The sequence below is a fragment of the Streptomyces cinnamoneus genome (assembly GCF_014650495.1).
Classification (GTDB): domain Bacteria; phylum Actinomycetota; class Actinomycetes; order Streptomycetales; family Streptomycetaceae; genus Streptomyces; species Streptomyces cinnamoneus.
On sequence record NZ_BMVB01000005.1, the window covers coordinates 13,781 to 35,822 of the forward strand.

The window sequence follows — 22,042 nt, forward strand, 5'->3', positions numbered from 1 at the left end:
GGTGCAGCCATGCCTGTTTTCGACACGCCCCAGCCCATCACCGTCACGCTCGAGTTCGACGTCGCCACGGCCCGGATCAGTGCGGGCAAGCGCGCCGACACCGTCGTGGAAGTCCTGCCGGGCAACAGCGCGGACGAGGCCGACGTGCGGGCCGCGGAGCAGACCGACGTCACGTACGCCAACGGGAAGCTGACGGTCAAGGGCCCCCGGAAGCGCTCGCTGTTCGGCAAGCCCGGATCGCTGCGCGTGAGCATCGAGCTGCCGGCCGGCTCGGAGGTGCACGGCACCTCGCCCCTGGCCGACTTCATCTGCGAGGGACCGCTGGGCGACTGCCGGCTGAAGACCTCCGCCGGTGACATCCAGGTCGGCGAGGCCGGAGCGGTCGTGCTCCGGACCGGCCTCGGCGACATCCGCCTGGCCCGGGCGCGGGGCGACGCCGAGATCACCGGGGCGGGCCGGGTCGACATCGGTGAGCTCGGCGGCACGGCGACGGTCAAGAACGGCAACGGCGAGACGAGGATCGGCGAGGTCGCCGGCGACCTGCGGGCCCACGCCTCCAACGGCCGCATCTCCGTCGGCGTGGCCCGCGCCGGGGTCGACGCCCGCTCGGCCAACGGCGGCATCCGCATCGGCGAGGTGACGCGCGGCAAGGTCACCGTCCAGACCTCGGCCGGGGACCTCGACATCGGCGTCCCGGAGTCCACCGCCGCCTGGCTCGACGTGAACACCCGCTTCGGCACCGTGCACAGCGAACTGACGCCCGCCGACGGCCCCGGGGACTCCAGGGAGACCGTCGAGGTCCGGGCCCGTACCGCCTTCGGCGACATCACCGTCCGCCGCCCCTGACCCCCCACCGCCACTCCACCACGGAAGCGAGCCATGACCGCGATCCAGGCCACCGGCTTACGGAAGTCCTACGGGGAGAAGACGGTGCTCGACGGCATCGACCTGCACATCCCCGAAGGAACGGTCTTCGCCCTGCTCGGCGCCAACGGCGCCGGCAAGACCACCACCGTGCAGATCCTCTCCACCCTCCTCCCCGCCGACGCCGGCGCGCTCCGCGTCGCCGGGCACGACGTGGCCCACGACCCGGACGGCGTACGCGCCGCGATCGGCGTCACCGGCCAGTTCGCCGCGGTCGACAACCTGCTCACCGCCGAGGAGAACCTGCTCCTCATGGCGGATCTGCACCGCCTGCCCCGCCGCGAGGGCCGGCGACGCGCCACCGGGCTGCTGCACCGCTTCGAACTGGCCGAGGCGGCCGGGAAGCCGGCCGGCGCCTTCTCCGGCGGCATGCGCCGCAAGCTCGACCTGGCGATGACCCTCATGGGCGACCCCCGCGTCCTCTTCCTCGACGAACCCACCACCGGCCTCGACCCGCGCAGTCGCCGCACCGTGTGGGACATCGTCCGCGGCCTCGTCGCCGACGACGGCGTGACGGTCCTGCTGACCACCCAGTACCTGGAAGAAGCCGACCGGCTCGCCGACCGCATCGCCGTCCTCGACCACGGCAGGATCGTCGCCGAGGGCACGGCCGGGGAACTCAAGGGCCGCATGCCCGGCGGCCACATCCGCCTCCGGTTCGGCGACCCCGGGCAACTCGCCTGCGCGGCCGCCCTCTTCGACGGCATCGGGTCCCCGGACACCGAGGCGCTGACACTGCGGATCCCCGGCGACGGCACCGTCCCGACCCTGCGGGCCGTCCTCGACGCCCTGGAGGGCGCGTCGGTCGAGGCGCAGACGCTCACCCTGCACACACCCGACCTCGACGACGTCTTCCTCGCCCTCACCGGCCGGTCCGGCCCCCAGGCGGCCGGCGTCCGATGAGCACGCTCTCCCACGCCGTCGGCGACTCGCTGACGATGCTGCGCCGCAACCTCAAGCACGCCCGGCGCTACCCCTCCATGACACTCTCCGTCGTGGTCGCACCCGTCCTGATGCTGCTGTTGGTCACCTACGCCTTCGGGGGCGCCCTCGGCACCGGCATCGCCGGCACGCCGCACGCGAAGGGCGACGGCGAGTACGTCGACTACCTCGCGCCCGGCATCATCCTGATGGCCGCGACCTCCGGGGCGGTGAGCGTCGCGGTGAGCGTCTGCGTCGACATGACCGAGGGAATCGTCAACCGGTTCCGGACGATGGCGGTCTCCCGGGCCGCGTTCCTCACCGGCCACGTCGCCGGTGGGGTGATCCAGACGATGGCGAGCATCGCGCTGGTGACGTGCGTCGCCGTGCTCATGGGCTTCCGGCCCGGCGCGACGCCGACGGAGTGGCTCGCCGCGGCCGGCCTGCTGACCCTGCTCACCCTGGCCCTCGCCTGGCCGGCGGCCGCCGTCGGCCTGGTGACCAGGACCCCGGAGTCGGCCAGCAATCTGCCCCTGCCCGTGCAGTTCCTGCCCTTCCTCGGCAGTGCGGTCGTCCCGCCGGAGTCCATGCCGGCCGGACTGCGGTGGTTCGCCGAGTACCAGCCCTTCACGCCCGTCATCGAGACGTTGCGCGGCCTGCTGACGGGCACCCCGATCGGCACCAGCGGCCCCCTCGCCGTGGCCTGGTGCCTCGCGCTCACCCTGGCCGGCTACCTGTGGGCGCGCACCGCCTTCGCCCGCGGCACGCGCCGGTAGCACGCCGTTCCTCACCACCACCTCTGCTCCGTACGGCACGACATTCAGGAGGACCCATGTCCGAGCACCCGGCGTTACACCACGAGCCCCTGCCCGCGCTGCCGCTGGACCGCACCGCCGGCCGCCCCTTCGACCCGCCCGCCGAGCTGGCGAAGATCCGCAGGCAGCGGCCGCTCACGCGGATGCGCTACCCCGACGGCCACGTGGGCTGGCTGGCCACCGGCTACGCCACCGTCCGTGCGATCCTGGCCGACCCCCGCTTCAGCTCCCGGTACGAGCTGCTGCACGTGCCCCACCCCGGCGGCCCGGGCAGCCTGCCGCCCGCGCTGCCCGGCGACATGAGCGGCATCGACGCACCCGGGCACACCCGCTACCGGCGCCTGCTCATGGGCAAGTTCACCGTCCGCCGGATGCGCGAACTCACCGTGCGCGTCGAACAGTTCACGAACGACTGCCTCGACGCCATGGAGCGACAGGGCCCGCCGGCCGACCTCGTGGAGGCGTTCGCCCAGCCCGTCCCCGCCCTGATGATCTGCGAACTGCTGGGCGTGCCGGCCGCCGGCCGCGACGTCTTCCAGCGTCACGTGCTCACCGTGACCGACAGGAGCCGGTCCCCGAAGGAGCAGGCGGCCGCCTACACCGCGATCCAGGACATCATCCACGGCCTGGTCCAGGCCAAACGGGCCGCGCCCACCGACGACGTGCTCAGCGACCTGACGCACGACGGCGACCTCACCGACGCCGAACTCGCGGGCCTGGGAGCCTTCCTGCTCGGCGCCGGCCTCGACACCACCGCCAACATGCTCGCCCACGGCACCTTCGCCCTGCTGAGCAACCCCGGCCAGCTCGCCGCCCTGCGCGACGACCCCGGCCTGGCCGACCAGGCCGTCGAGGAGCTGCTGCGCTACCTGACCATCGCCGACCCCGGCATCCGGGCCGCCCTGGAGGACGTCGACATCGACGGCCACCTCATCAAGGCCGGGGAAACGGTCACCCTCTCCCACCAGGCCGCCAACCGCGACCCGGCGCGCTTTTCCGACCCCGACACCCTCGACGTCCACCGCAGGGCCACCGGCCACCTGGCCTTCGGCCACGGCCCCCACCAGTGCCTGGGCCAGCAACTCGCCCGCGTCGAGATGCGCGTCGCCTTCCCCGCCCTGCTCACCCGCTTCCCGGGCCTGCGCCTGGCCGTCCCGCCCGAGGACGTACCGCTGCGCACCGCGTCCAACGTCTACGGCGTGCACCGGCTCCCCGTCACCTGGTAGCCGGGCGCCCGTTCCCCGTCGTCGCTCCGCCGCGGGCACCCGAGCGCGAGGGGCGGCACAACGCGCACAACGCGCACAAGGAATCCGTCCACTCCCCTGCAAGGCACCTCCGGCACAGTGGGCGGCACCGGCCGAACAGTCCTTCGGCCTGCGCCGCCCGCGCGTCCCGTGGGCGCCCGGCGCGATCGCGCACCGTTCCTGTGCAGAGGAGCTGCCATGTCCCGCGTCTCCACCGGCCCGAGCACCAACCCGACGACCGCCCACGCCCTGTTGCGCCGCCTCCACGACCACGGGGTGCGCACCGTGTTCGGGGTGGTCGGCCGCGAGGCCGCGTCGATCCTCTTCGACGAGGCGGAGGGCATCGACTTCGTGCTGACCCGCCACGAGTTCACCGCCGGCGTCGCGGCGGACGTGCTGGCCCGCATCAGCGGCCGTCCCCAGGCGTGCTGGGCCACGCTGGGCCCCGGAATGACGAACCTGTCCACGGGTGTCGCCACCTCCGTTCTCGACCGGTCACCGGTCATCGCGCTGGCGGCGCAGTCCGAGTCGCACGACATCTTCCCCAACGACACCCACCAGTGCCTGGACTCGGTGTCGATCATGCGGCCGATGACCAAGTACGCGGTCGAGCTCCAGCGCCCCGACGAGGTGACCGACCTGGTGGACTCGGCGGTGGCCGCGGCGATGACCGAGCCGGTCGGGCCCAGCTTCATCTCCCTGCCCGTCGACCTGCTCGGCAGTGAGATCGACACCTCCCTGCCGCACCCCGGGGCCAGGACCCCGGCCAAGCCGCTGGGCGTGGTCGAGGACGGCTGGCAGGAGGCCGCGGGGAAGGCCGCGGAGCTGCTCAAGGCGGCGCAGCACCCCGTCCTGGTGGTGGGCGCCGCCGCGATCCGTTCCGGGGCCGTGCCCGCGATCCGCGCGCTGGCCGAGCGGCTGAGGCTGCCCGTCATCACCACGTACATCGCCAAGGGCGTGCTGCCCCACGGCCACGAGCTGAACTACGGCGCCGTCACCGGCTACATGGACGGCATCCTGTCCTTCCCCGCCCTGGAGACCCTGTTCGGCCCGGCGGACCTCATCCTCACGCTCGGCTACGACTACGCGGAGGACCTGCGGCCGTCGATGTGGCGGCACGGCGGGGAGAAGACGACGGTCCGCGTCTCGCCCACGGCCAACCCGATTCCGCGGGTCTACCGCCCGGACGTCGACGTGGTCACCGACGTCCTGGCCTTCGTCGAGCACCTCGACGGGCAGACGGCCGGCCTCGCCGCGAAGACCCCGCACGACATCACCCCGCTGCGGGAGCGGATCGCCGAATTCCTGGCCGACCCCCGCCACTACGACGACGGTCTGCGGGTCCATCAGGTGATCGACGCCATGAACACCGTCATGGCGGAGACCGCCGCGGAGGGCGAGGGCACCATCGTCTCCGACATCGGCTTCTTCCGGCACTACGGAGTGCTCTTCGCGCGGGCCGACCAGCCGTTCGGCTTCCTCACGTCCGCCGGCTGCTCCAGCTTCGGCTACGGCATCCCGGCCGCAATGGGCGCCCAGCTCGCCCGGCCCGGCCAGCCGACGTTCCTCATCGCGGGCGACGGGGGCTTCCACTCCAACAGCGCCGACCTGGAGACCATCGCCCGGCTCAACCTGCCCATCGTCACCGTCGTCGTCAACAACGACGCCAACGGTCTGATCGAGCTGTACCAGAACATGGGTCATCACCGTTCGCACGACCCGGCGGTGAAGTTCACCGGTGTCGACTTCACCGCGCTCGCCCGTGCCAACGGCGTCGAGGCCGCCCGGGCCGCGAGCCGGGAGGAGCTGGTGGCGGCCCTGCGCAAGGGCGCGGGGCTCGGGCGGCCGTTCCTGATCGAGGTGCCGGTGAACTACGACTTCCAGACCGGCGGTTTCGGCGCCCTGAGCATCTGATCATGGTGCAGACCCTTCCCGCCGCCGTCGGCTTCCTCGCCGAGATCCATCAGGACGGTGGCCGGCCGCTGGAGCCGGTCTTCGCGTCCCTGGCCTCCCGGGCCACGCTGAAGGAGCGCACGGCCGACCAGAGCCTGTGCACCGTCCTCCTGCACTCCGGGGCGCCGGACGGTGCCCACGCCCACGCCCAGGGCCGGACCCTGGTGCTCGCCGGGGAGCTGTACAACCAGGAGGAACTGCTCGGGCTGCTGCCCGGCAGCACCGTGCCGGGCAGCGACGCGGCTCTCGTCCTCGCCCTCTTCGACGTCTACGACGTGCATGCGTTCCGGCTGCTCAACGGGCGGTTCGCCGCGCTGCTCGCCGCCCCGGGGCGGGCCGTCCTGGCCACCGATCACGCGGGCTCGCTGCCCCTCTACGCTTCCGCCGCCCCCGGCCGTGTGCTGGCGGCGACGGAGGCCAAGGCGCTGCGGACCGCCCCCGCGGGGCGGTCCCTCGCCGGCCGGCCGGTCCGCCGGCTGCCCGGCACCCACCAGGTCCCGGCCGGCACGGTGCTGGACGTCGAGGTGGCCACCGGGCACTGCGTCACCCACCGCACCTGGGCGCCGCCGCAGGCCCGCCGGATCATGCGGGAGGAGGAGGCGGTCGAGGCCGTGCGCCGGGCCCTGGCGGACGCGGTACGGGTCCGCACGGGCCGGGACACCCCCCTGGTGGTGCTCTCCGGCGGCATCGACTCCTCCTCCGTCGCCGCGCTGGCCGCCCGCCGGTCGGCCGCGCCGGTCGACACCGTCTCGATGGGCACGGACGAGGCCGACGAGTTCCCTCAGGCCCGCGTCGTCGCCCGGCACATCGGCTCCGCGCACCGGGAGATCACCATCCCGACGGCCGAGCTGCTGCGCCGGCTGCCGCACACGGTCTGGGCGGCCGAATGCCTCGATCCCGACGTCGTCGAGTACCTGCTGCCGCTGACCGCGCTGTACTTGCGCGTGGGCGGCACGGGCCGGCGCATCCTCACCGGCTACGGGGCCGACATCCCCCTGGGCGGCATGCACCGTGAGGACCGGCTGCCGGCCCTGGACACGGCCGTCTGCCACGACATGGACACGTTCGACGGGCTCAACGAGATGACGCCGGTCCTCTCGGGCGTCGGCGGCCACTGGTCCACCCACCCCTACTGGGACCGCGACGTCCTCGACGTCCTGGTGTCGCTGGAGGCCGGCCTGAAGCGCCGGTACGGGCAGGACAAATGGGTCCTGCGCGCCGCCATGGGCGACGTCCTGCCCCACGAGGTCGTCGTCCGCCCCAAGCTCGGCGTGCACGAGGGATCGGGCACCACCTCGTCGTTCACCCGGCTGCTGACGGACGCCGGTGTCCCGCCGGACCGCGTGCACCGTGCCAAGCACCTCGTCGTCCGGGAACTGTTCGACCAGGTCGTCGTCGACGGCCGGCACCCGGACGACGTGGCGACCGACGCGGTGGTGGAGCTGGTCGCCGGCCGGCTGGCGTCCCTCCCCCGTCCGGTCCTCGACGAACGCCGCACGTGACCGCCATGGACCGTCCCGCGGCCGGGCCGCCGGTCCGCACCACACGGAGGACCACACCGTGGAACGCATCGACACCACCGTCTCACCCCGCTACGCGCAGATCCCCACGTTCATGCGCCTTCCCCACGACCCGTCGCCACGGGGCAAGGACGTCGTGGTCGTCGGCGCCCCCTACGACGGCGGCACCAGCTACCGGCCGGGCGCCCGCTTCGGCCCGCGCGCCGTACGCAACGAGTCCGGGCTCATCCACGGCGTGGGCATCGACCGCGGGCCCGGCACCTTCGACCTGATCGACTGCGTCGACGCCGGGGACATCGACCTCACCCCGTTCAACATGCACATCGCGATGGACACCGCCCAGGAGCGGCTCGGCGCACTGCTGTCCGACAACGACGCCTTCCTGATGATCGGCGGCGACCACTCGCTGACCCTCGCCGCCCTGCGTGCCGTCGCCGCGAAGCACGGGCCGGTCGCCGTCCTGCACCTGGACGCGCACTCCGACACCAACCCGGCCTTCTACGGCGGCGAGTACCACCACGGCACCCCCTTCCGGCACGCCATCGAGGAGAAGCTCGTCGATCCGCAGCGCATGCTGCAGATCGGGATCAGGGGCCACAACCCCCGGCCCGACTCGCTGGACTACGCCCGCGGGCACGGGGTGCGGATCGTCACCGCCGACGCGTTCTGCGCACTCGGCCCCGCGGCCACCGCAGAACTGGTGCGGGACCGCGTCGGCGACGCACCGGTCTACGTGTCGGTGGACATCGACGTCGTCGACCCGGCGTTCGCCCCCGGCACCGGCACCCCCGCCCCGGGCGGACCCACCTCACGCGAAGTGCTCGCCCTGCTGCGCACGATCGGTGACCTGAACCCGGTGGGCTTCGACGTCATGGAGGTCTCACCGCTCTACGACCACGGCGGCATCACCTCCATCCTCGCCACCGAGATCGGCGCCGAGCTCCTGTACCAGTACGCCCGCGCACACACCCGAGAAAGGAAGTCCTCGTGACCGTGTTGCACTGCTCGCCCCACTCCACGGAACTGCTCGCGCTGGCCGCGGAGCTGCCCCGGATCCCCCGGAGGGACCTGCACGGCTTCCTGGACGCCGCGCACACCGCCGCGGCCGCGCTGCCCGAGCCCCTGGGGCAGGCGCTGGACGCCTTCAACGCCGACGGCAACCAGGCCGGCTACCTGCTGCTGCGCGGACTGCCGGTGGAGGACGACGACGCCCTGCCGGCCACCCCCGACAGCACGCCCGCGCCGGCGGACCGGCCGCTGCTCACCATGGAGGCCATGCTGGCGGTCGTCGGCCGCCGCCTGGGCCTGCACACCGGCTACCGGGAGCTGCGCTCCGCCTCCGTGTACCACGACGTCTACCCCTCGCCCGGGGCCCACCACCTCTCCTCCGAGACCTCGGAGACCCTGCTGGAGTTCCACACGGAGATGGCGTACCACGTGCGCCAGCCGAACTACGTGATGCTCGCCTGCTCCCGGGCCGACCACGAGCGCAAGGCGGCCACCCTCGTGGGCTCGATCCGCAAGGCGCTCCCCCTCGTGCCCGACGACGTGCGCGCGCACCTCTTCGACCGGCCCCTGCCCTGCTGCGTGGACGTCGCCTTCCGCGGCGGCGTCGAGGACCCCGGGGCCATCGCCGACGTCAAGCCGCTCTACGGCGATCCGCAGGACCCGTTCCTCGGCTACGACCGCGAGCTGCTCGCCCCGCGGGACCCGGCCGACGTCGAAGCCGTCGCCGTGCTGTCGAAGGCGCTCGACGAGGTGCGCGAGTCGGTGCGCCTGGTCCCCGGCGACGTGCTGATCGTGGACAACTTCCGCACCACCCACGCCCGTACTCCGTTCACCCCGCGCTGGGACGGCAAGGACCGGTGGCTGCACCGGGTCTACATCCGCACCGACCGGAACGGGCAGCTGTCCGGAGGGGAACGGGCCGGGGACGTCGTCGACTTCGTGCCGCGCCACTGAGCCACAAGGGGGCTTCGCCGGGCCGCCGGGAGGCGGCCCACTGGCGTACCCGGCAGGCGGTCTGCCAAGCTGGAAGCCGGTATCTTTATGCGGAGAGGCGAATAGTCATGACAGATGGCGCAGCTCGTGAACCGCGGGGGTTCGCGGTGCACACCGCACCGGTGGGACTGGCGGACGACGGACGGGACGACTTCACCGTCCTGGTCTCCACCGTGCCGGCCGTGGCGAGCGCGGTGTTCACCCGCTCCCGCTTCGCCGGCCCCAGCGTGACGCTGAGCCGCACGGCGGCCGCCGGCCGCGCGGCCCGGGGGGTCGTGGTGCTGGCCCGCAATGCCAACGTCGCCACCGGCGCCGAGGGCGAGCGCAACGCGCGTGAGGTGCGCGCCACCGTGGCGCAGGCGCTGGGCCTGGCCGAGGACGAACTGCTCATCGCCTCCACGGGGGTGATCGGCCGGCAGTACCCGATGGCGGGCATCCGGGACCACCTCAAGACGCTGTCCCCGCCGTTTCCCGAGGGGGGTTTGGACCGGGCGGCGCGGGCCATCATGACCACGGACACCCGGCCCAAGACGGCCACCGCGCGGGTCGGCCGGGCCACGATCACCGGCATCGCCAAGGGGGTCGGCATGATCGAGCCCGACATGGCCACCTTGCTGACCTTCTTCGCCACGGACGCCCGGCTGGACCCCGGCGAACAGGACCGTGTCTTCCGCCGGGTCATGGACCGGACCTTCAACGCGGTCAGCATCGACACCGACACCTCCACCAGCGACACGGCGGCGCTGTTCGCCAACGGGCTCGCCGGCCCGGTGGACCCCGCGGAGTTCGAGGAGGCCCTCCACGAGGTCGCGCTGCAGCTCGTCAAGGACATCGCCCGCGACGGCGAGGGCGCGGGCAAGCTCATCGAGGTGCGCGTGACCGGGGCGCGTGACGCCGCCCAGGCCAAGCGCGTCGGCAAGGCCGTCGTCAACTCGCCCCTGGTGAAGACCGCGGTGCACGGCTGCGACCCCAACTGGGGCCGTGTGGCCATGGCGGTCGGCAAGTGCTCCGACGACACCGACATCGACCAGGACCGGGTCGTCATCCGCTTCGGCGACGTGGCCGTGTACCCGCCCGGCCGGCACGGCGCACGGGACGAGGACGACGTCCGGGCCGCCGTCGCCGAGCAGATGCGGGGCGGCGACGTCGTCATCGGCGTCGATCTGGGCGTCGCGGACGGCGTCTTCACCGTGTACGGCTGCGACCTGACGGAGGGGTACGTCCGGCTCAACGCCGACTATTCGACGTGACCCCGTCCGTCGTCCCGTGACCCGGTGCGTCAGGGGCCGGCGTACTCCATGGCCATGACCCCCCAGCTGAAGCCCAGGGCGCTGGTGGCGTGCAGGACCAGGTCACCGCGTGCGAGGCGGTTCGTGGCGATCAGGTCCTGCATGGCGATCAGGGTGTCCGCGTTGCCCATGTGCCCCAGCCGGTGGTAGTTGAACACGCTCTTGGTCTCGGGCAGCCCCAGTTCCCGCAGCAGGCGTTCGTGGATCCGCCGGTCGCCGTGGGTGACGAGCAGGTAGGCGACGTCGGTGATGTCCCGGCCGACCGAGGCGAGGACGTCCTCGGTGAGCGCGGTGAAGGTCTCGATGTAGGCGTCGCCCAGGCCGTCCCGGTGCCCGTTGCGCCGGATGACCACCTTCTCGCCCTCGCGGACGCCGGTGTAGTAGTCGGACCAGCTCGGGTCGGTGCACATCGCCGACCCGAGGACCCCGGCCGTCCGGCCGGAGGCCGACAGCAGGAGGGCCCCTCCTGCGTCCCCGTTGTTGAAGAGCTCCTTGGCCTCGGGGGCGCCGTAGTCCAGCATCGTGCTCACCCGGTCGCCGATGAGCACGAGCGCGTACTCGTCGGGCCGCCGGTCGAGCCGGTCGCAGGCGATCTGCACCGCGGCCGTCACGGCGTTGCAGTAGTTGGCCAGCTCGAAGCAGTACGCCCGCTCGATCCCGAGCTCGTGGGCGACCTTGGCCGCCGGCGTCCAGAAGGGGACGTCCCATTCGCCGGAACCGGCGTAGATCACGGTCCGGACGGCGGACGGCGGGACCCGGGTGCGGTCCAGCACCGTCCGGGCGGCCCGCAGGGCGAGTTCCCATTCCCGCTCGCCGGCTCCGAGCACCGGGATGCTGTCGCACGTGGTGACTGCGCGCACCTCCTCTTCCGGCAGGCCGGACTTCGCGGCCATCTGCTGGACGGTGACCCGTGACGACGGCAACGAGATCTCGAAATCGACGATTCCCGCCATGGATCGCACCACTTCCTTGTCGTGTCAGGAGAAGAACGTCGTGTCAGGAGAAGAACAGGGGCTTGCCCGTGTAGTAGTCGACGACCGCCTCGCTCATGCTGATCCGCGACGGGGGGTGGAAGACGACGGCCTGTGCGGCGGACGCCAGGTAGGCGATCTTCGGGGAGGAGATGTAGGCCATGCCGCCCAGCATCTCCACCGCCTGGGCGACGGCCCTGGTGATCAGGTCCTGCACGGAGAACCGGGTGAAGAGGGAGGCCGCGGCGCAGTCGTTGCCCAGGTCGTCGTCCATGATCCGGCGGGCGACCCCTTCCACCAGGTACGCCGCGCTCTCGACGAGGAGGCACAGCTGGGCCCGTTCTGCCGCCGAGCCCCGCTGTTCGCGCAGGACCAGGTCGACGAGTGCGCTGGCGACGCCGGTGTACGAGGCGGCGACGATCATCTGGAACCAGATCACGCCTGCTTCGTTGAGCTCGTCGAGCTTCTGTGCGGCGTTCGGTGGCGTCCGGAGGATGTGGTCCTCCTCGACGAACACGTCGGTGAGGCGGACCTCGTCGCTCTCGGCGGCGACCAGCGGGAACGTCGACCAGAACTCGTGGACGGAGATGCCCGGCCGGTCGGCGGGGAGCACCAGCAGCCCCATCTCGGTGCTCCCGTCGTCCCCGCGCAGTGCGACGCTGGCCGTCAGGAGGTCCATGGACCGTGAGAGGCTGCAGGGCTTCTTCGAGCCGGTGACGAGGTAGCCGCCCGGCGTCTTCCTGGCCTCGACGGTGGGGCTGAGGATGCCGCGGCCGGAGCGGCCCTCCGCATAGCCCGAGGCGATCAGGGAGCGGTTCTTCGCGACCACGTCGAGGACGGACGTGTGGAGGCTGGTGGTGCTCTCGTAGAGGGGGCCGACGGCGAAGAGCATGCCGACGGAGAAGTGGTGCATCGCGGTCGCCACGGCCAGGGACGGTGCGAGCGATGCCAGCGCGCGGATGACCCTGACGGCTTCGAGGGCGGAGGCGCCGGTCCCGCCGTAGGCGCGGGGCACCAGGAGATTGGTGCCGCCGTACTCCTTGAACAGCGGAATGGCGGGGCTTCGGGGGGACTCCAGCCGGTCGAAGGGCACCTCGGCGAGGCGGCCGGCCAGGCCCGGCAGGAGCTCTTCGCAGGCTTCGAGGTCACGTTGCAGGAATCTCATGCGCGTTCACGCTCTCCAGGAGTGCCGGGGGCGGCTTCGGGGACGTCAGTTGTCGACGAGTTGCATCAGGAAGGGCGGGTACCGCTCGCCGTGGACGGCCGTCGCCGGCACCGCGGCCTCCACGGCCGCGCGTTCCCCGGCGGACAGTTCGACGCGCGCGGCGGCGAGGTTCTCGTCCAGGTGGTCGCGGCGGCCGGTGCCCGGTATGGGCACGACGTCGTCGCCCTGGTGGTGCAGCCAGGCCAGAGCGAGCTGGGCGACGGTGAGGCCGCGCCGCGCGGCCAGCGGCCGCAGCGCCTCCACGGCCGCGAGGTTGCGCGCGAGGTGGGGTCCGGCGAACCGCGGCAGGCCGTGCCGGAAGTCCGCGGGGGGACCGAGGTCGGCGGTCGAGGTGATCCGGCCGGTCAGGAAGCCCCGGCCGAGGGGGCAGGAGGCGATGATGCCGATGCCCAGTTCCCGGCAGGCCGTCAGCACCTCGCCTTCGATGCCCCGGCTCCACAGCGACCACTCGCTCTGCACGGCGGTGATCGGGTGCACGGCGTGGGCACGGCGGATGGTGCCGGCGGAGACCTCGGACAGGCACAGGTGGCGCACCTTCCCCTCGGCGACGAGCTCCGCCAGGGCGCCGACCGCCTCCTCGATGCGTTCCCCGGGGGCCGCCCAGTGCTTGACGTAGAAGTCGAGGTGGCCGACGCCGAGGCGGCGCAGCGAGCCGTGGCAGCGGTCCCGGATGTAGGCCCGGTCGCCGCGGACTCCCAGGAACTCCCCGTTGCGGTCGCGTTCCAGACCGACCTTGGTGGAGATCAGCACCTGGTCCCGCCGGCCGGCGACGGCCTTCCCGAGCAGTCGCTCGCCCTCGCCGAGGCCCTGGACGTCCGCCGTGTCCAGGAGCGTGATCCCCTGGTCGAGGGCGCGGTGGACGGTGGCGACCGCCTCGGCGGGGTCCGCCCGCCCGTAGAAGGAGGTCATGCTCAGGCAGCCCAGGCCCTGGGCGGGAACCTCCAGGGCGCCGAGCCGGCGGGTCGGCAGGGGCACGTGGTCGGTGTTCATCGGTCTCTGCTCCTCATGCGGGTGACCGGCCGGGGCGGAAGCGCCGGGGCCTCACCACGTGTCGACGTGCAGCACTTCGTCGAGCGGCTGTCGGGGCGCGGGCCTGAAATCCGTGCCGAGGGAGTACGCCGTCGGGATCAGCGCCACCTGCATCACGCCCTCGGGGATGCCGAGCAGTGCGGCGATCTCCTTCTCGTACATCAGGTGCAGGGTGGTCCAGGCGGTCCCCAGGCTGCGTGCGCGGGCGGCGAGCATGTAGCTCCACGCGGCCTGGATGACCGACCCCCATCTGCCCGCCTCGTTGTACTCCGGTGCCCGGCTCGCATCCAGGCAGGGGATCACGTGGACGGGCACCTCGCCCAGGTGCTCGCCCAGGTGGGCGACGCTGCTGCCCACGCGCCTCTGGACGGCGTGGCGTTGGGGGTCCTCGGGGAACAGGGAGCCGCAGGCGCCCTCGGACTGCTGGTACGTGTGCACGGCCTGCCGGTAGTACCGGCCGATCGCGGCTCGCTGTGCCGCGTCGGTCACGACGATCCAGTGCCAGGTCTGCCGGTTGCTTCCGGACGGGGCCTGCAGGGCGATGCGGAGGCATTCCTTGACGAGTTCCAGTGGTACGGGGCGGGTCAGGTCCAGCCGCTTGCGCACGGACCGGGTGGTCGTCAGCAGTTCGTCCGGGGTGAGGTCCAGGAGTGACATGCGAAGTCCTAACGCCGGATGCGGCCGTCGGGGCCGACGCGTTCGAGGACCGCGTGCAGCCCGTCGGCCAGCCGGTCCGCGGTCCCGCGGTCCATCACCAGGGGTGGATTGATCAGGAGGGAGCGCGGGTTGCCGCGCAGGATGATGCCCTCGTCCTCCTTGAGGGCCTGTGCCACCGCGGCCGTGCCGGCGGGCAGCGGGGTCCGGTCCGTCTTGTCCGCGACGAGCTCGATGCCGAGCATCAGGCCGGTCTGGCGGACGTCGCCCACGACGGGCAGGTCCTTCAGCGGTGCCAGCCTGTCGGCGAGGTGTCCACCGATCGTCGTGGCGTTGTCCAGCAGCTTCTCCCGTTCGATGATGTCCAGGTTGGCGAGCGCGACCGCGCAGGCGGTGGGGTGCCCGGTGTACGTGAAGCCGATGGGGAAGCCGGTGGAAGCGCTCACCGTGTCCGCCACCTCCTCGGTGACGAGCACGGCGCCGTGGGGGATGTAGCCGGACGTGAGTCCCTTGGCGGTCACCAGGATGTCCGGCGTGACGCCGAAGTGTTCGGCGGCGAACCAGTGCCCGGTCCGGCCGTAGGCCGTCACGACTTCGTCGAGGATCAGCAGGATGCCGTGGGACCGCAGCATTTCCGCGACGCGCGGCCAGTAGTCCGGCGGCGGTATGACGGCTCCGCCGACGGCCATGACGGGTTCGCCGATCATCGCCGCGATCCGGTCGGGCCCGATCCGTTCGATGGTCTCCCGCAGTTCTCGCAGGCAGTGTTCGGTGACGTCCTCGCCGCCGTGCGCGGCGGCCTGGTACGGGTCCGGGGCCGTCAGGTGGTGCACGTGCGGCAGGGTGGGGCCGAAGCCCTCGTGGTACACCGGCAGCCCCGAGACGCTGCCGGCGCCGTAGGCGATGCCGTGGTAGGCGGTCTTCCGCGCCAGGATCCAGGTCCGGTCGGACTGCCCCTTGCGGTGGTGGAAGAACCGGGCCATGCGCAGGGCGATCTCGTTGCCCTCCGCTCCGCCGCTGGTGAAGAACACGCGTTCCAGACCGGGCGGTGCGAGAGCGGCGAGCCGTGCGGACAGCTCGATCGCCTTGTCGTTGCTCATGGACTCCCAGAGGTGGAAGTACTCCAGCGTGGCCATCTGGGCGGCGGCGGCCTCCACGATCTCGGTCCGGGCGTGACCCACCTGCACCACGCCGAGCACCGCTGCGGCGTCCAGGTACTCCCTTCCCTCGCTGTCGCGGACGTAGCACCCGCGGCCCGCGACCATGACGGTGCGGTCCGTGCGGGTGCCCGGCAGGTTGGGGTGCAGCAGTCGGTCGCGGTCGGTCAGGACCCACTGGGCCGTCCTGTCCGGACCGGGCGTCGGTACCTTCGGGGAGAGGGGCATGGGGAGGACTCCTTCGGCGGAGTGGCACACGATGAGGCGTACGGCTGCCGGATCGCAGGCAGTCTGGCAGCCGGGCGTTGTGCTCCGGTGACGCGGAGCACGAGCGGAACGTCAAGCGGCCCGCAAGGCCGGGTGTGCGATCACGGGAGCGGCGGCACCGCCTGCAGGGCGGCGCGGCGCGCCCGGCCGTGCGTCAGGTCGCCGGTTGCGCAGCAGTCGGTGCCGGTGGCGGCCGACGAGCAGGCGCCGCGGTGGCCGGGCCCGGTGGGGAGCAGTTCCTGGCGCACGACGTCCCGGACGAGCGGGTGCACGAAGGCGACGCGTCCCGGAGGCGTTCCCTCCACCGCCAGCAGGCCGCCGCGTACGGCCCTGCGGGTGGCCTCGGTCGGCACCCAGCCGCGCAGCTGCCGGTCCTCCGCCGGGTCGTGGGGGCCGTCCGGGCCGCGGCCGGCGCATGCGTCGAGCTCCGCGAGCACGTCCGCCGGAAGCCCGGACAGCCGCTCGATGATCACTTCCCGCACCATCGCGGGCACCAGTGCGTGCACGTCGTCGGCCGTCGCTGTGTCCGGGAGCGCTTCCAGCAGGCCCCGCAGGAAGTAGGGGTTGCCTCCGGAGCGTTCGTGGAGTGCGGCGCACAGGTCGGGGCTGACGTCTTCACCGCGGGCTGCCGTGACGATGCGTTGGGTGTCCGGCGGGGCGAGTACCCCCAGCCGTATCTCCTCGGCGTTGTGCAGCTGGAGCACCACCGCCCGTGTCGTCCGGAGGGCGGGGTCGTCGGCGAGGCCGAAGGCCCGGGAGGTGACGACGAGCAGGAGCCGCGACTGGGCCGACTGGCCGGTGAGGAAGGGCAGCAGGGAGAGCGAGGCGGCGTCGGCCCACTGGACGTCCTCCAGCACCAGCGCCAGGGGACGGCGGGCCAGTTCCAGCAGCGCCTGGCTCACGGCGTCGTGGACCTCGAACCGGCCCGGCCCGGCCGGCTGCGGCGCCGCGCCCGCGGCCCGTTCCGGGGCCGGCTCGGGCGCCAGGGACGCGAGCAGCCGCCGGGTGTCGTCCGGCAGGGCTGCCATGGCGTCCGGTCGGCGGGCCGCGGCCTGGCGCAGCGCCTGGATCCAGGGCCAGTAGGGGGGAGTGTCCTCGCGCCGCGGACAGTGCACGGTGATCACGTCGGTACCGGCTTCCCTGCACCGGCGTCCGAATTCCCGGACGAGCCTGGTCTTGCCCACGCCGGCCTCCCCCACGACGAGCACGGTGCGTCCGTCGCCGCGGTGGCCGGCCTCCACTGCCGCCAGCAGGCGCCGCAGTTCGTTCCGGCGCCCGGCGAGCGGAGCGGGGTCACCGCCGGCGGGCTCGCCCCAAGGGCCGCACGGCCCGGCCGCGGGGACCGGCTCACCGGGGGGTGCGGGCCGCTCGGCGGACCGGGCGGTCGCCGGCGGCCGGCCGGGCGCGCGCCAGGAGGACACGGGGCCGGTGAGCGACGGATCGTGGCGGAGGATCTCCTCGTGGACCCGCCGCAGCTCCGGGCTGGCGTCCGCGCCGAGTTCGTCCGCGAGGTACTGCCGTGTGTGCTCGAACTGGCGCAGCGCGTCGGCCTGCCTGCCGTTGCGGTACTGGGCGCGCATCAGCTGGCACACGAGCCGTTCGCGCAGGGGATGGCGCGCGGCTTCGGTCTCCAGTTCGCCCAGGACTTCCTCGCTGCGCCCCAGGGCGAAGGCCGCCTCGGCCCGCGCCTCCACCGCGGCCAGCCGGAGGTTGTCCAGTCGCGCCGCCTCCTGGGCGGCGAATTCGTAGCCCACGAGGTCTTCGAAGGGCGGCGCGGTCCACAGGCGCAGCGCCTCGGACAACAGGGCGAACGTCTCGGGCGGCTCGCCGTGCCGCTGGGCGAGCAGCCCCTGTTCGACCGTCCGCTCGAACCTCATGACGTCGACGTGGTCCGGGGCCGCGTGCAGCACGTATCCCGGCGAGCAGTACTCCAGCCGGAACACCGCCCCGCCGTGCAGCGGCCGGGTGGCGACCGACCCGCGCAACCGGGACACGTACGACCTCAGGGTGGCGACCGCGTGGTCCGGTGGTCCGGATTCCCAGATGCTCCGGATCATCGACGGAACCGGCACGGTCTTGCCGGCGTTGATGAGCAACAGCGCGAGCACGGCGCGCCGGCGTGGCGGCCCGAGCCGTAACGGCCCTCCCGGCAACCGTACGGTCATGGTGCCGAACGCGGTGATCGCAGCGGGCACGGCGCCGGCGGCCGACGTGCGGATGCGGTGCGGAGCGTCGCCGGCCGGCCGGCCGGACAGAGTGGTCCCTCTCATGTGTCCCCCTCCCCCTCCCTCGGCCCGCCTCCACGACGGCGGGCCGGGTCCTGGCTCACTTCCGGGTACGGGCACACGTGTCCCCCCGTTCAGTGGCGGCCTCCTGTACCGGACATCTTGTGCCGTGCCCCTTGCGGGAGCCTGGCCGGAACACGGCGGGCCCTTCCCTTCCGGCGGCGGAAAGGCGGTTTCCCGCCGCCGTTGCCGAAAAATCCTTGCGGAATGCTTGCCATCCGCTTGCAGGTGGCTGAAGAAACGCTTTGATCACGCCAATCCGCATGTCAAGATCCCGACTTGGGCGGGCCGACCGCGCGGCGCCGGCCGCCCGGCACACCTCGCCACGCGCCCCAGACCGGTAGGGGACCACATGCCCACACCCCCGGCCCCAGCCCCGCCGCCCACGGCTGCGCCGCAGGCCACCGGCCCCGCCGAGCCGCTGCTGAGCGTCCTGGGCCCCATGTCGGTGCGTCACGGCGGAAGCACCCTCCCGCTCGGTCCGCAACGCCAACGGGCCTTGCTCGCCCTGCTGCTGATACGTCTGGGTCGCGTCGTGCCGACGGAGCTGCTCGTCGAGGAGCTCTGGGGCGAGAACCCGCCACGGCAGGCCGTCGCCGGTCTCCAGAGCCACCTTTCCCGTCTGCGGCGCGTCCTGGATCCGCTGGCCGGGCCGGGCCGCTCCCCGGTCCTGCGCCACCGCGCGCACGGCTACGTCCTGGAGCTCGACCCCGAACACGTCGACGTCTGCCGCTTCGAACGCCTGGTGACCGACGGCCGGCGGCTTCAGGAACGCGGCGACCCCGCCGCCGCGCTGGACCGGCTCGCCTCGGCACTGGCCCTGTGGCAGGGCACGCCGTACGCGGAGTTCGACAACCATCCGACGCTGTACGACGAAAGCACGCGGCTGGAACAGGTCCGGCTCACCGCACTGGAATCGCGGGCGGAGGCCGGGCTGGCCCTCGGAGGGGCGGCGGAGGTGGCTGCGGACCTGGACGCGGAGGTCCGCCGGCATCCCGCGCGCGAACGCCTCGTCGGTCATCTGATGACCGCGCTGTCGCGGCTGGGGCGGCAGGCCGAAGCCCTGGAGGTCTACGAACGGACCCGCGGCCACCTGTCCGAGAAGTTCGGCGTGGACACCACCGCCGAGCTCCGCCGGATCAGGACCGCCATCCTGCGCCAGGAGCCGGAGGCGGGCGGCCCCACCGCGGCACCGCACCCCGGACACCGGCAGCCCGCCGGGCCGGCCGTGACCACCGGGACGGACGACGACGCGGCGCGGCGCGCGGGCGCGGCCGGTGCGTCCGGTGGCGCGGGCGAGGCCGGGCTGCGGCCGGGACGCAGCGGCCGCAGCCGGGAGTGCGCCGGGGCGGAGCAGGCCGCCGAGGACGACGTCACCGCGACGTCCGGCCCGGCCGCGCGGCCGGCCGTGAGCTCGCCGTTCACCGGGCGCAGCCGGGAACTGCACGGCCTGACGACCACGGCGGCGTGCGCGCTCGCCGGTCACGGGCACGTGGCCGGCATCCTGGGCCCGGCCGGCGTCGGCAAGACCCGGCTGCTCCTGGAACTCGCCGCACGGCTGGAAGACACCGCTGCGGGCCCGGACAGCACCTCCCTGGAGATGGTCTGGGGCCACTCCTTCCCCGGGGAGAGCGTCCCGCCCTACTGGCTGTGGACCCAGGTCCTGCGACGGCTCTCCACCACCCGCCCGGACGACTTCCGCCGCGCGGCGGAGCCGTTCGGCGCCCTGCTCGCCCCCCTGCTGCCCGAGCGCTCGGCCGTACCCGGCGCCGGAGCGGTCCCCGAGACCGACTGGGGCCGGGCCCGGTTCCTCCGCCACGACGCGGTCTGCGAAGTCCTGCTCGCCCTGGCCGGGCGGCATCCCCTCCTGCTGCTCCTGGAGGACCTGCACTGGGCCGACGCCGACTCGCTGGAACTGCTCCGGCTCCTGAGCGTCCGCCGCCAGAGCCACCCGCTGGGGATCGTGCTGACCGCCCGCGACTTCGAGGTCGACGCCGACCCCGCGCTGCGCCGGACGCTCTCCGAGATCCTCCGCGGCCCCGGCAGCGAGACCCTGCGGCTGGGCGGGCTGTCCCGGCAGGCCGTCGCCGCCCTGGTCGAGGCCCAGACCGGGCCCGGTGCGCACCCCGAGGTGATCGACGTGCTGCACCGACGCAGCCAGGGCAACCCGTACTTCGTCATGCAGCTGCTCTCCCTCTTCGGCGACGCCCGCGGCCTGCACCGCCCCGACGCGGTGGAGGTCCTCCTGACCCGGGTGCCGACGGGCGTGCGCGAGACGCTGCACCAGCGGTTCGCCACGCTGCCCGAGTCCGTGCTCCGCGTGCTGCAGCGGTGCGCCGTCATCGGCACGGAGATCGACACCGACCTGCTGCACAGCACCGCGGCCGCAGGCGAGGGCGTGGCCACCGCGGTGGAGACGGCGATCGCCGCCGGGCTGCTCGGCGAGGACCCGCAGCGCCCCGGCAGGCTCCACTTCACCCACGCCCTGGTCCAGGAGACGCTCACCGACGGCCTCGCGCGCGAGGAGCGGCAACGCCTGCACGCCACGGTCGCCGCGGCGCTGTGCGACGCCCGCGGTCACGCGGGTGCCGGGGACGAGGAGACCGAGCGGGTCGCCCACCACACCTGGCACGCCATGGGTGCGGTTCCCTCCCGGCAGGCACTCCCCCGGCTGCTGCGCGCGGCCGAACACGCCGAGCAGCACTGGGCGTACGAGCGGGTCGAGACGTGGCTGCGCCGGGCCCTGCACCGGGTCGCCCTCCTGCCCTGCGACGATCCGTCGACCGTGCGCCTGGAACAGCGGCTGCACATCCAGCTCGGCCAGGTGCTGGCCACCACCCGCGGCTACGGCCACCCCGAGGCCGAGTCCCACCTCGCCCGCGGCCGGAACCTCAGCGCGGCCACGCGTGCCCCCGAGGACCCGTCCGTGCTGTGGGCCCTGTGCGCGGCGTTCCTGGTCACCGGCCGCTACGACGCCTCCCGCACGTTCTCCGGCCTGTTGTGGGAGATCGCGCACCGGACGGGCGATCCCGTGGCGGTGCTGGGGGCGGCCTACGGTGAGGGGATCGTCCTGCACGTCCGCGGCCGCCTGCCCCAGGCGCTCGCCCAGCTGGAGCACGGTGTCGCGATGGCGGACCGCTTCGCCGGTGAGGGCCATTCGCTGGCGCGCACCTTCCAGCACGACCCGCGCGTCTCGTGCCGTTCCTACGACGCCTTCACCCACTGGCTCCTGGGCGACCAGCAGACCGCGGGGAAGCGCCGGCAGGAGCTGTTGCACCTGACCGCGTTCGAGAGCAGGCCCTCCGACCGGTCCTTCGCCCTGTACGTGGACGCCGTTCTGGCCGCGTGGGAGGGTGACGCGGCCACGGCGCGGGCCGCCGGCGCCGAGGGCGCCCGCCTGGCGGGCGAACACGGTCTGCGCTACTGGAAGGCCATGCTCGGCCTGCTCGAAGGGTGGGGCCTGGCCTTCTCGGGTCGCGAGGACGACGGCCTGTCCCTGATGCAGGCGTCGCTGGGCGAACTGGGCGACTGCAAAACGTACCTGCGCCACCCGCTGCACCTGGGCCTGCTCGGCCAGGCCCAGCACCACGCCGGCCGGGTGGAGGACGCGAGGGCGACCTTCCGCACCCTGCTCGCCGCCGTGGAGCAGCGCCGGGAACGGGTCTACCTGCACGAGGCCCTGCCCACCGCTCCGCTTCTCCACGACCTTCTGGGAAGCAGCGCGGTGGAGGCCGTGAGGGCCGGGTGAGCGTGGGCGGCACGCCCGGAGGGGCCCCGGCTCCGGCCG

16 protein-coding genes are annotated in these 22,042 nt (G+C 73.2%); 10 read left to right on the plus strand and 6 right to left on the minus strand.

What is annotated here, in order from left to right; all coding sequences use genetic code 11:
- Positions 1-9 precede the first annotated feature (9 nt).
- From IE182_RS09030 to argJ, 9 genes are all read left to right on the plus strand, one after another.
- Positions 10-846 (plus strand): DUF4097 family beta strand repeat-containing protein, encoded by an 837-nt coding sequence (locus IE182_RS09030; RefSeq protein WP_190109173.1) that lies wholly within the window; start codon positions 10-12, stop codon positions 844-846.
- A 33-nt stretch (positions 847-879) separates the two neighbouring features.
- A complete protein-coding gene (locus IE182_RS09035; RefSeq protein WP_190109174.1) occupies positions 880-1,827 on the plus strand; it encodes an ATP-binding cassette domain-containing protein in 948 nt (315 codons plus the stop codon).
- Entirely contained in the window at positions 1,824-2,621 is a 798-nt protein-coding gene (locus IE182_RS09040) for an ABC transporter permease (RefSeq protein ID WP_190109175.1), read from the plus strand. The genes IE182_RS09035 and IE182_RS09040 overlap by 4 nt, the downstream gene beginning before the upstream one ends.
- Positions 2,622-2,677: 56 nt before the next feature.
- Positions 2,678-3,886, plus strand: a complete 1,209-nt coding sequence (locus tag IE182_RS09045; protein WP_190109176.1) for a cytochrome P450 — start codon at positions 2,678-2,680, stop codon at positions 3,884-3,886.
- A 216-nt stretch (positions 3,887-4,102) separates the two neighbouring features.
- A complete protein-coding gene (locus IE182_RS09050) occupies positions 4,103-5,818 on the plus strand; it encodes a thiamine pyrophosphate-binding protein (RefSeq protein ID WP_190109177.1) in 1,716 nt (571 codons plus the stop codon).
- The gene (locus tag IE182_RS09055) at positions 5,818-7,359 is read left to right on the plus strand and encodes an asparagine synthase-related protein (protein WP_373303535.1); all 1,542 of its coding nucleotides are present in this window, start codon (positions 5,818-5,820) and stop codon (positions 7,357-7,359) included. Before IE182_RS09050 ends, IE182_RS09055 begins: the two co-directional genes overlap by 1 nt.
- 58 nt (positions 7,360-7,417) lie before the next feature.
- Positions 7,418-8,368, plus strand: coding sequence for an agmatinase (gene speB, locus IE182_RS09060; protein WP_190109179.1), 951 nt, complete (start codon positions 7,418-7,420; stop codon positions 8,366-8,368).
- Positions 8,365-9,339: a clavaminate synthase Cs1 gene (gene cs1, locus IE182_RS09065; RefSeq protein WP_190109180.1), complete on the plus strand. Its 975-nt coding sequence runs from the start codon at positions 8,365-8,367 to the stop codon at positions 9,337-9,339. The genes speB and cs1 overlap by 4 nt, the downstream gene beginning before the upstream one ends.
- Before the next feature lie 107 nt (positions 9,340-9,446).
- Positions 9,447-10,628 (plus strand): bifunctional glutamate N-acetyltransferase/amino-acid acetyltransferase ArgJ, encoded by a 1,182-nt coding sequence (gene argJ / locus IE182_RS09070; RefSeq protein ID WP_190109181.1) that lies wholly within the window; start codon positions 9,447-9,449, stop codon positions 10,626-10,628.
- A 29-nt stretch (positions 10,629-10,657) separates the two neighbouring features.
- Here argJ and IE182_RS09075 read toward each other — a convergent pair whose 3' ends face one another.
- The 6 genes from IE182_RS09075 to IE182_RS09100 form a co-directional block, all read right to left on the minus strand.
- Positions 10,658-11,620: a 3-oxoacyl-ACP synthase III family protein gene (locus tag IE182_RS09075; protein WP_190109182.1), complete on the minus strand. Its 963-nt coding sequence runs from the start codon at positions 11,618-11,620 to the stop codon at positions 10,658-10,660.
- Positions 11,621-11,663: 43 nt separating this feature from the next.
- Positions 11,664-12,803, minus strand: a complete 1,140-nt coding sequence (locus tag IE182_RS09080) for an acyl-CoA dehydrogenase family protein (RefSeq protein WP_190109183.1) — start codon at positions 12,801-12,803, stop codon at positions 11,664-11,666.
- Between the two features lie 45 nt (positions 12,804-12,848).
- Positions 12,849-13,853, minus strand: a complete 1,005-nt coding sequence (locus tag IE182_RS09085; RefSeq protein WP_190109184.1) for an aldo/keto reductase — start codon at positions 13,851-13,853, stop codon at positions 12,849-12,851.
- A gap of 51 nt (positions 13,854-13,904) precedes the next feature.
- Positions 13,905-14,549, minus strand: coding sequence for a nitroreductase family protein (locus IE182_RS09090; protein WP_190109185.1), 645 nt, complete (start codon positions 14,547-14,549; stop codon positions 13,905-13,907).
- Positions 14,550-14,557: 8 nt separating this feature from the next.
- Positions 14,558-15,931 carry an aminotransferase family protein gene (locus IE182_RS09095; RefSeq protein WP_190109186.1) on the minus strand — a complete coding sequence of 458 codons (1,374 nt, stop codon included), beginning with the start codon at positions 15,929-15,931 and terminating at the stop codon, positions 14,558-14,560.
- Between the two features lie 140 nt (positions 15,932-16,071).
- Positions 16,072-18,240 carry an ATP-binding protein gene (locus tag IE182_RS09100; RefSeq protein WP_190109187.1) on the minus strand — a complete coding sequence of 723 codons (2,169 nt, stop codon included), beginning with the start codon at positions 18,238-18,240 and terminating at the stop codon, positions 16,072-16,074.
- Positions 18,241-18,607: 367 nt separating this feature from the next.
- Here IE182_RS09100 and IE182_RS09105 point away from each other — a divergent pair, with 367 nt between their 5' ends.
- Positions 18,608-22,003, plus strand: coding sequence for an ATP-binding protein (locus IE182_RS09105; protein WP_190109188.1), 3,396 nt, complete (start codon positions 18,608-18,610; stop codon positions 22,001-22,003).
- The last annotated feature ends 39 nt before the right edge of the window (positions 22,004-22,042 follow it).

Excerpts from the sequence above, each read along its gene's own strand:
- IE182_RS09080 (WP_190109183.1), bottom strand. The coding sequence starts at position 12,803 with ATGAGATTCCTGCAACGTGACCTCGAAGCCTGCGAAGAGCTCCTGCCG.
- IE182_RS09035 (WP_190109174.1), top strand. The coding sequence starts at position 880 with ATGACCGCGATCCAGGCCACCGGCTTACGGAAGTCCTACGGGGAGAAG.
- IE182_RS09030 (WP_190109173.1), top strand. The coding sequence starts at position 10 with ATGCCTGTTTTCGACACGCCCCAGCCCATCACCGTCACGCTCGAGTTC.
- IE182_RS09050 (WP_190109177.1), top strand. The coding sequence starts at position 4,103 with ATGTCCCGCGTCTCCACCGGCCCGAGCACCAACCCGACGACCGCCCAC.
- IE182_RS09085 (WP_190109184.1), bottom strand. The coding sequence starts at position 13,853 with ATGAACACCGACCACGTGCCCCTGCCGACCCGCCGGCTCGGCGCCCTG.
- IE182_RS09100 (WP_190109187.1), bottom strand. The coding sequence starts at position 18,240 with ATGAGAGGGACCACTCTGTCCGGCCGGCCGGCCGGCGACGCTCCGCAC.
- IE182_RS09090 (WP_190109185.1), bottom strand. The coding sequence starts at position 14,549 with ATGTCACTCCTGGACCTCACCCCGGACGAACTGCTGACGACCACCCGG.
- IE182_RS09045 (WP_190109176.1), top strand. The coding sequence starts at position 2,678 with ATGTCCGAGCACCCGGCGTTACACCACGAGCCCCTGCCCGCGCTGCCG.
- IE182_RS09040 (WP_190109175.1), top strand. The coding sequence starts at position 1,824 with ATGAGCACGCTCTCCCACGCCGTCGGCGACTCGCTGACGATGCTGCGC.
- IE182_RS09095 (WP_190109186.1), bottom strand. The coding sequence starts at position 15,931 with ATGCCCCTCTCCCCGAAGGTACCGACGCCCGGTCCGGACAGGACGGCC.
- IE182_RS09105 (WP_190109188.1), top strand. The coding sequence starts at position 18,608 with ATGCCCACACCCCCGGCCCCAGCCCCGCCGCCCACGGCTGCGCCGCAG.
- IE182_RS09075 (WP_190109182.1), bottom strand. The coding sequence starts at position 11,620 with ATGGCGGGAATCGTCGATTTCGAGATCTCGTTGCCGTCGTCACGGGTC.
- argJ (WP_190109181.1), top strand. The coding sequence starts at position 9,447 with ATGACAGATGGCGCAGCTCGTGAACCGCGGGGGTTCGCGGTGCACACC.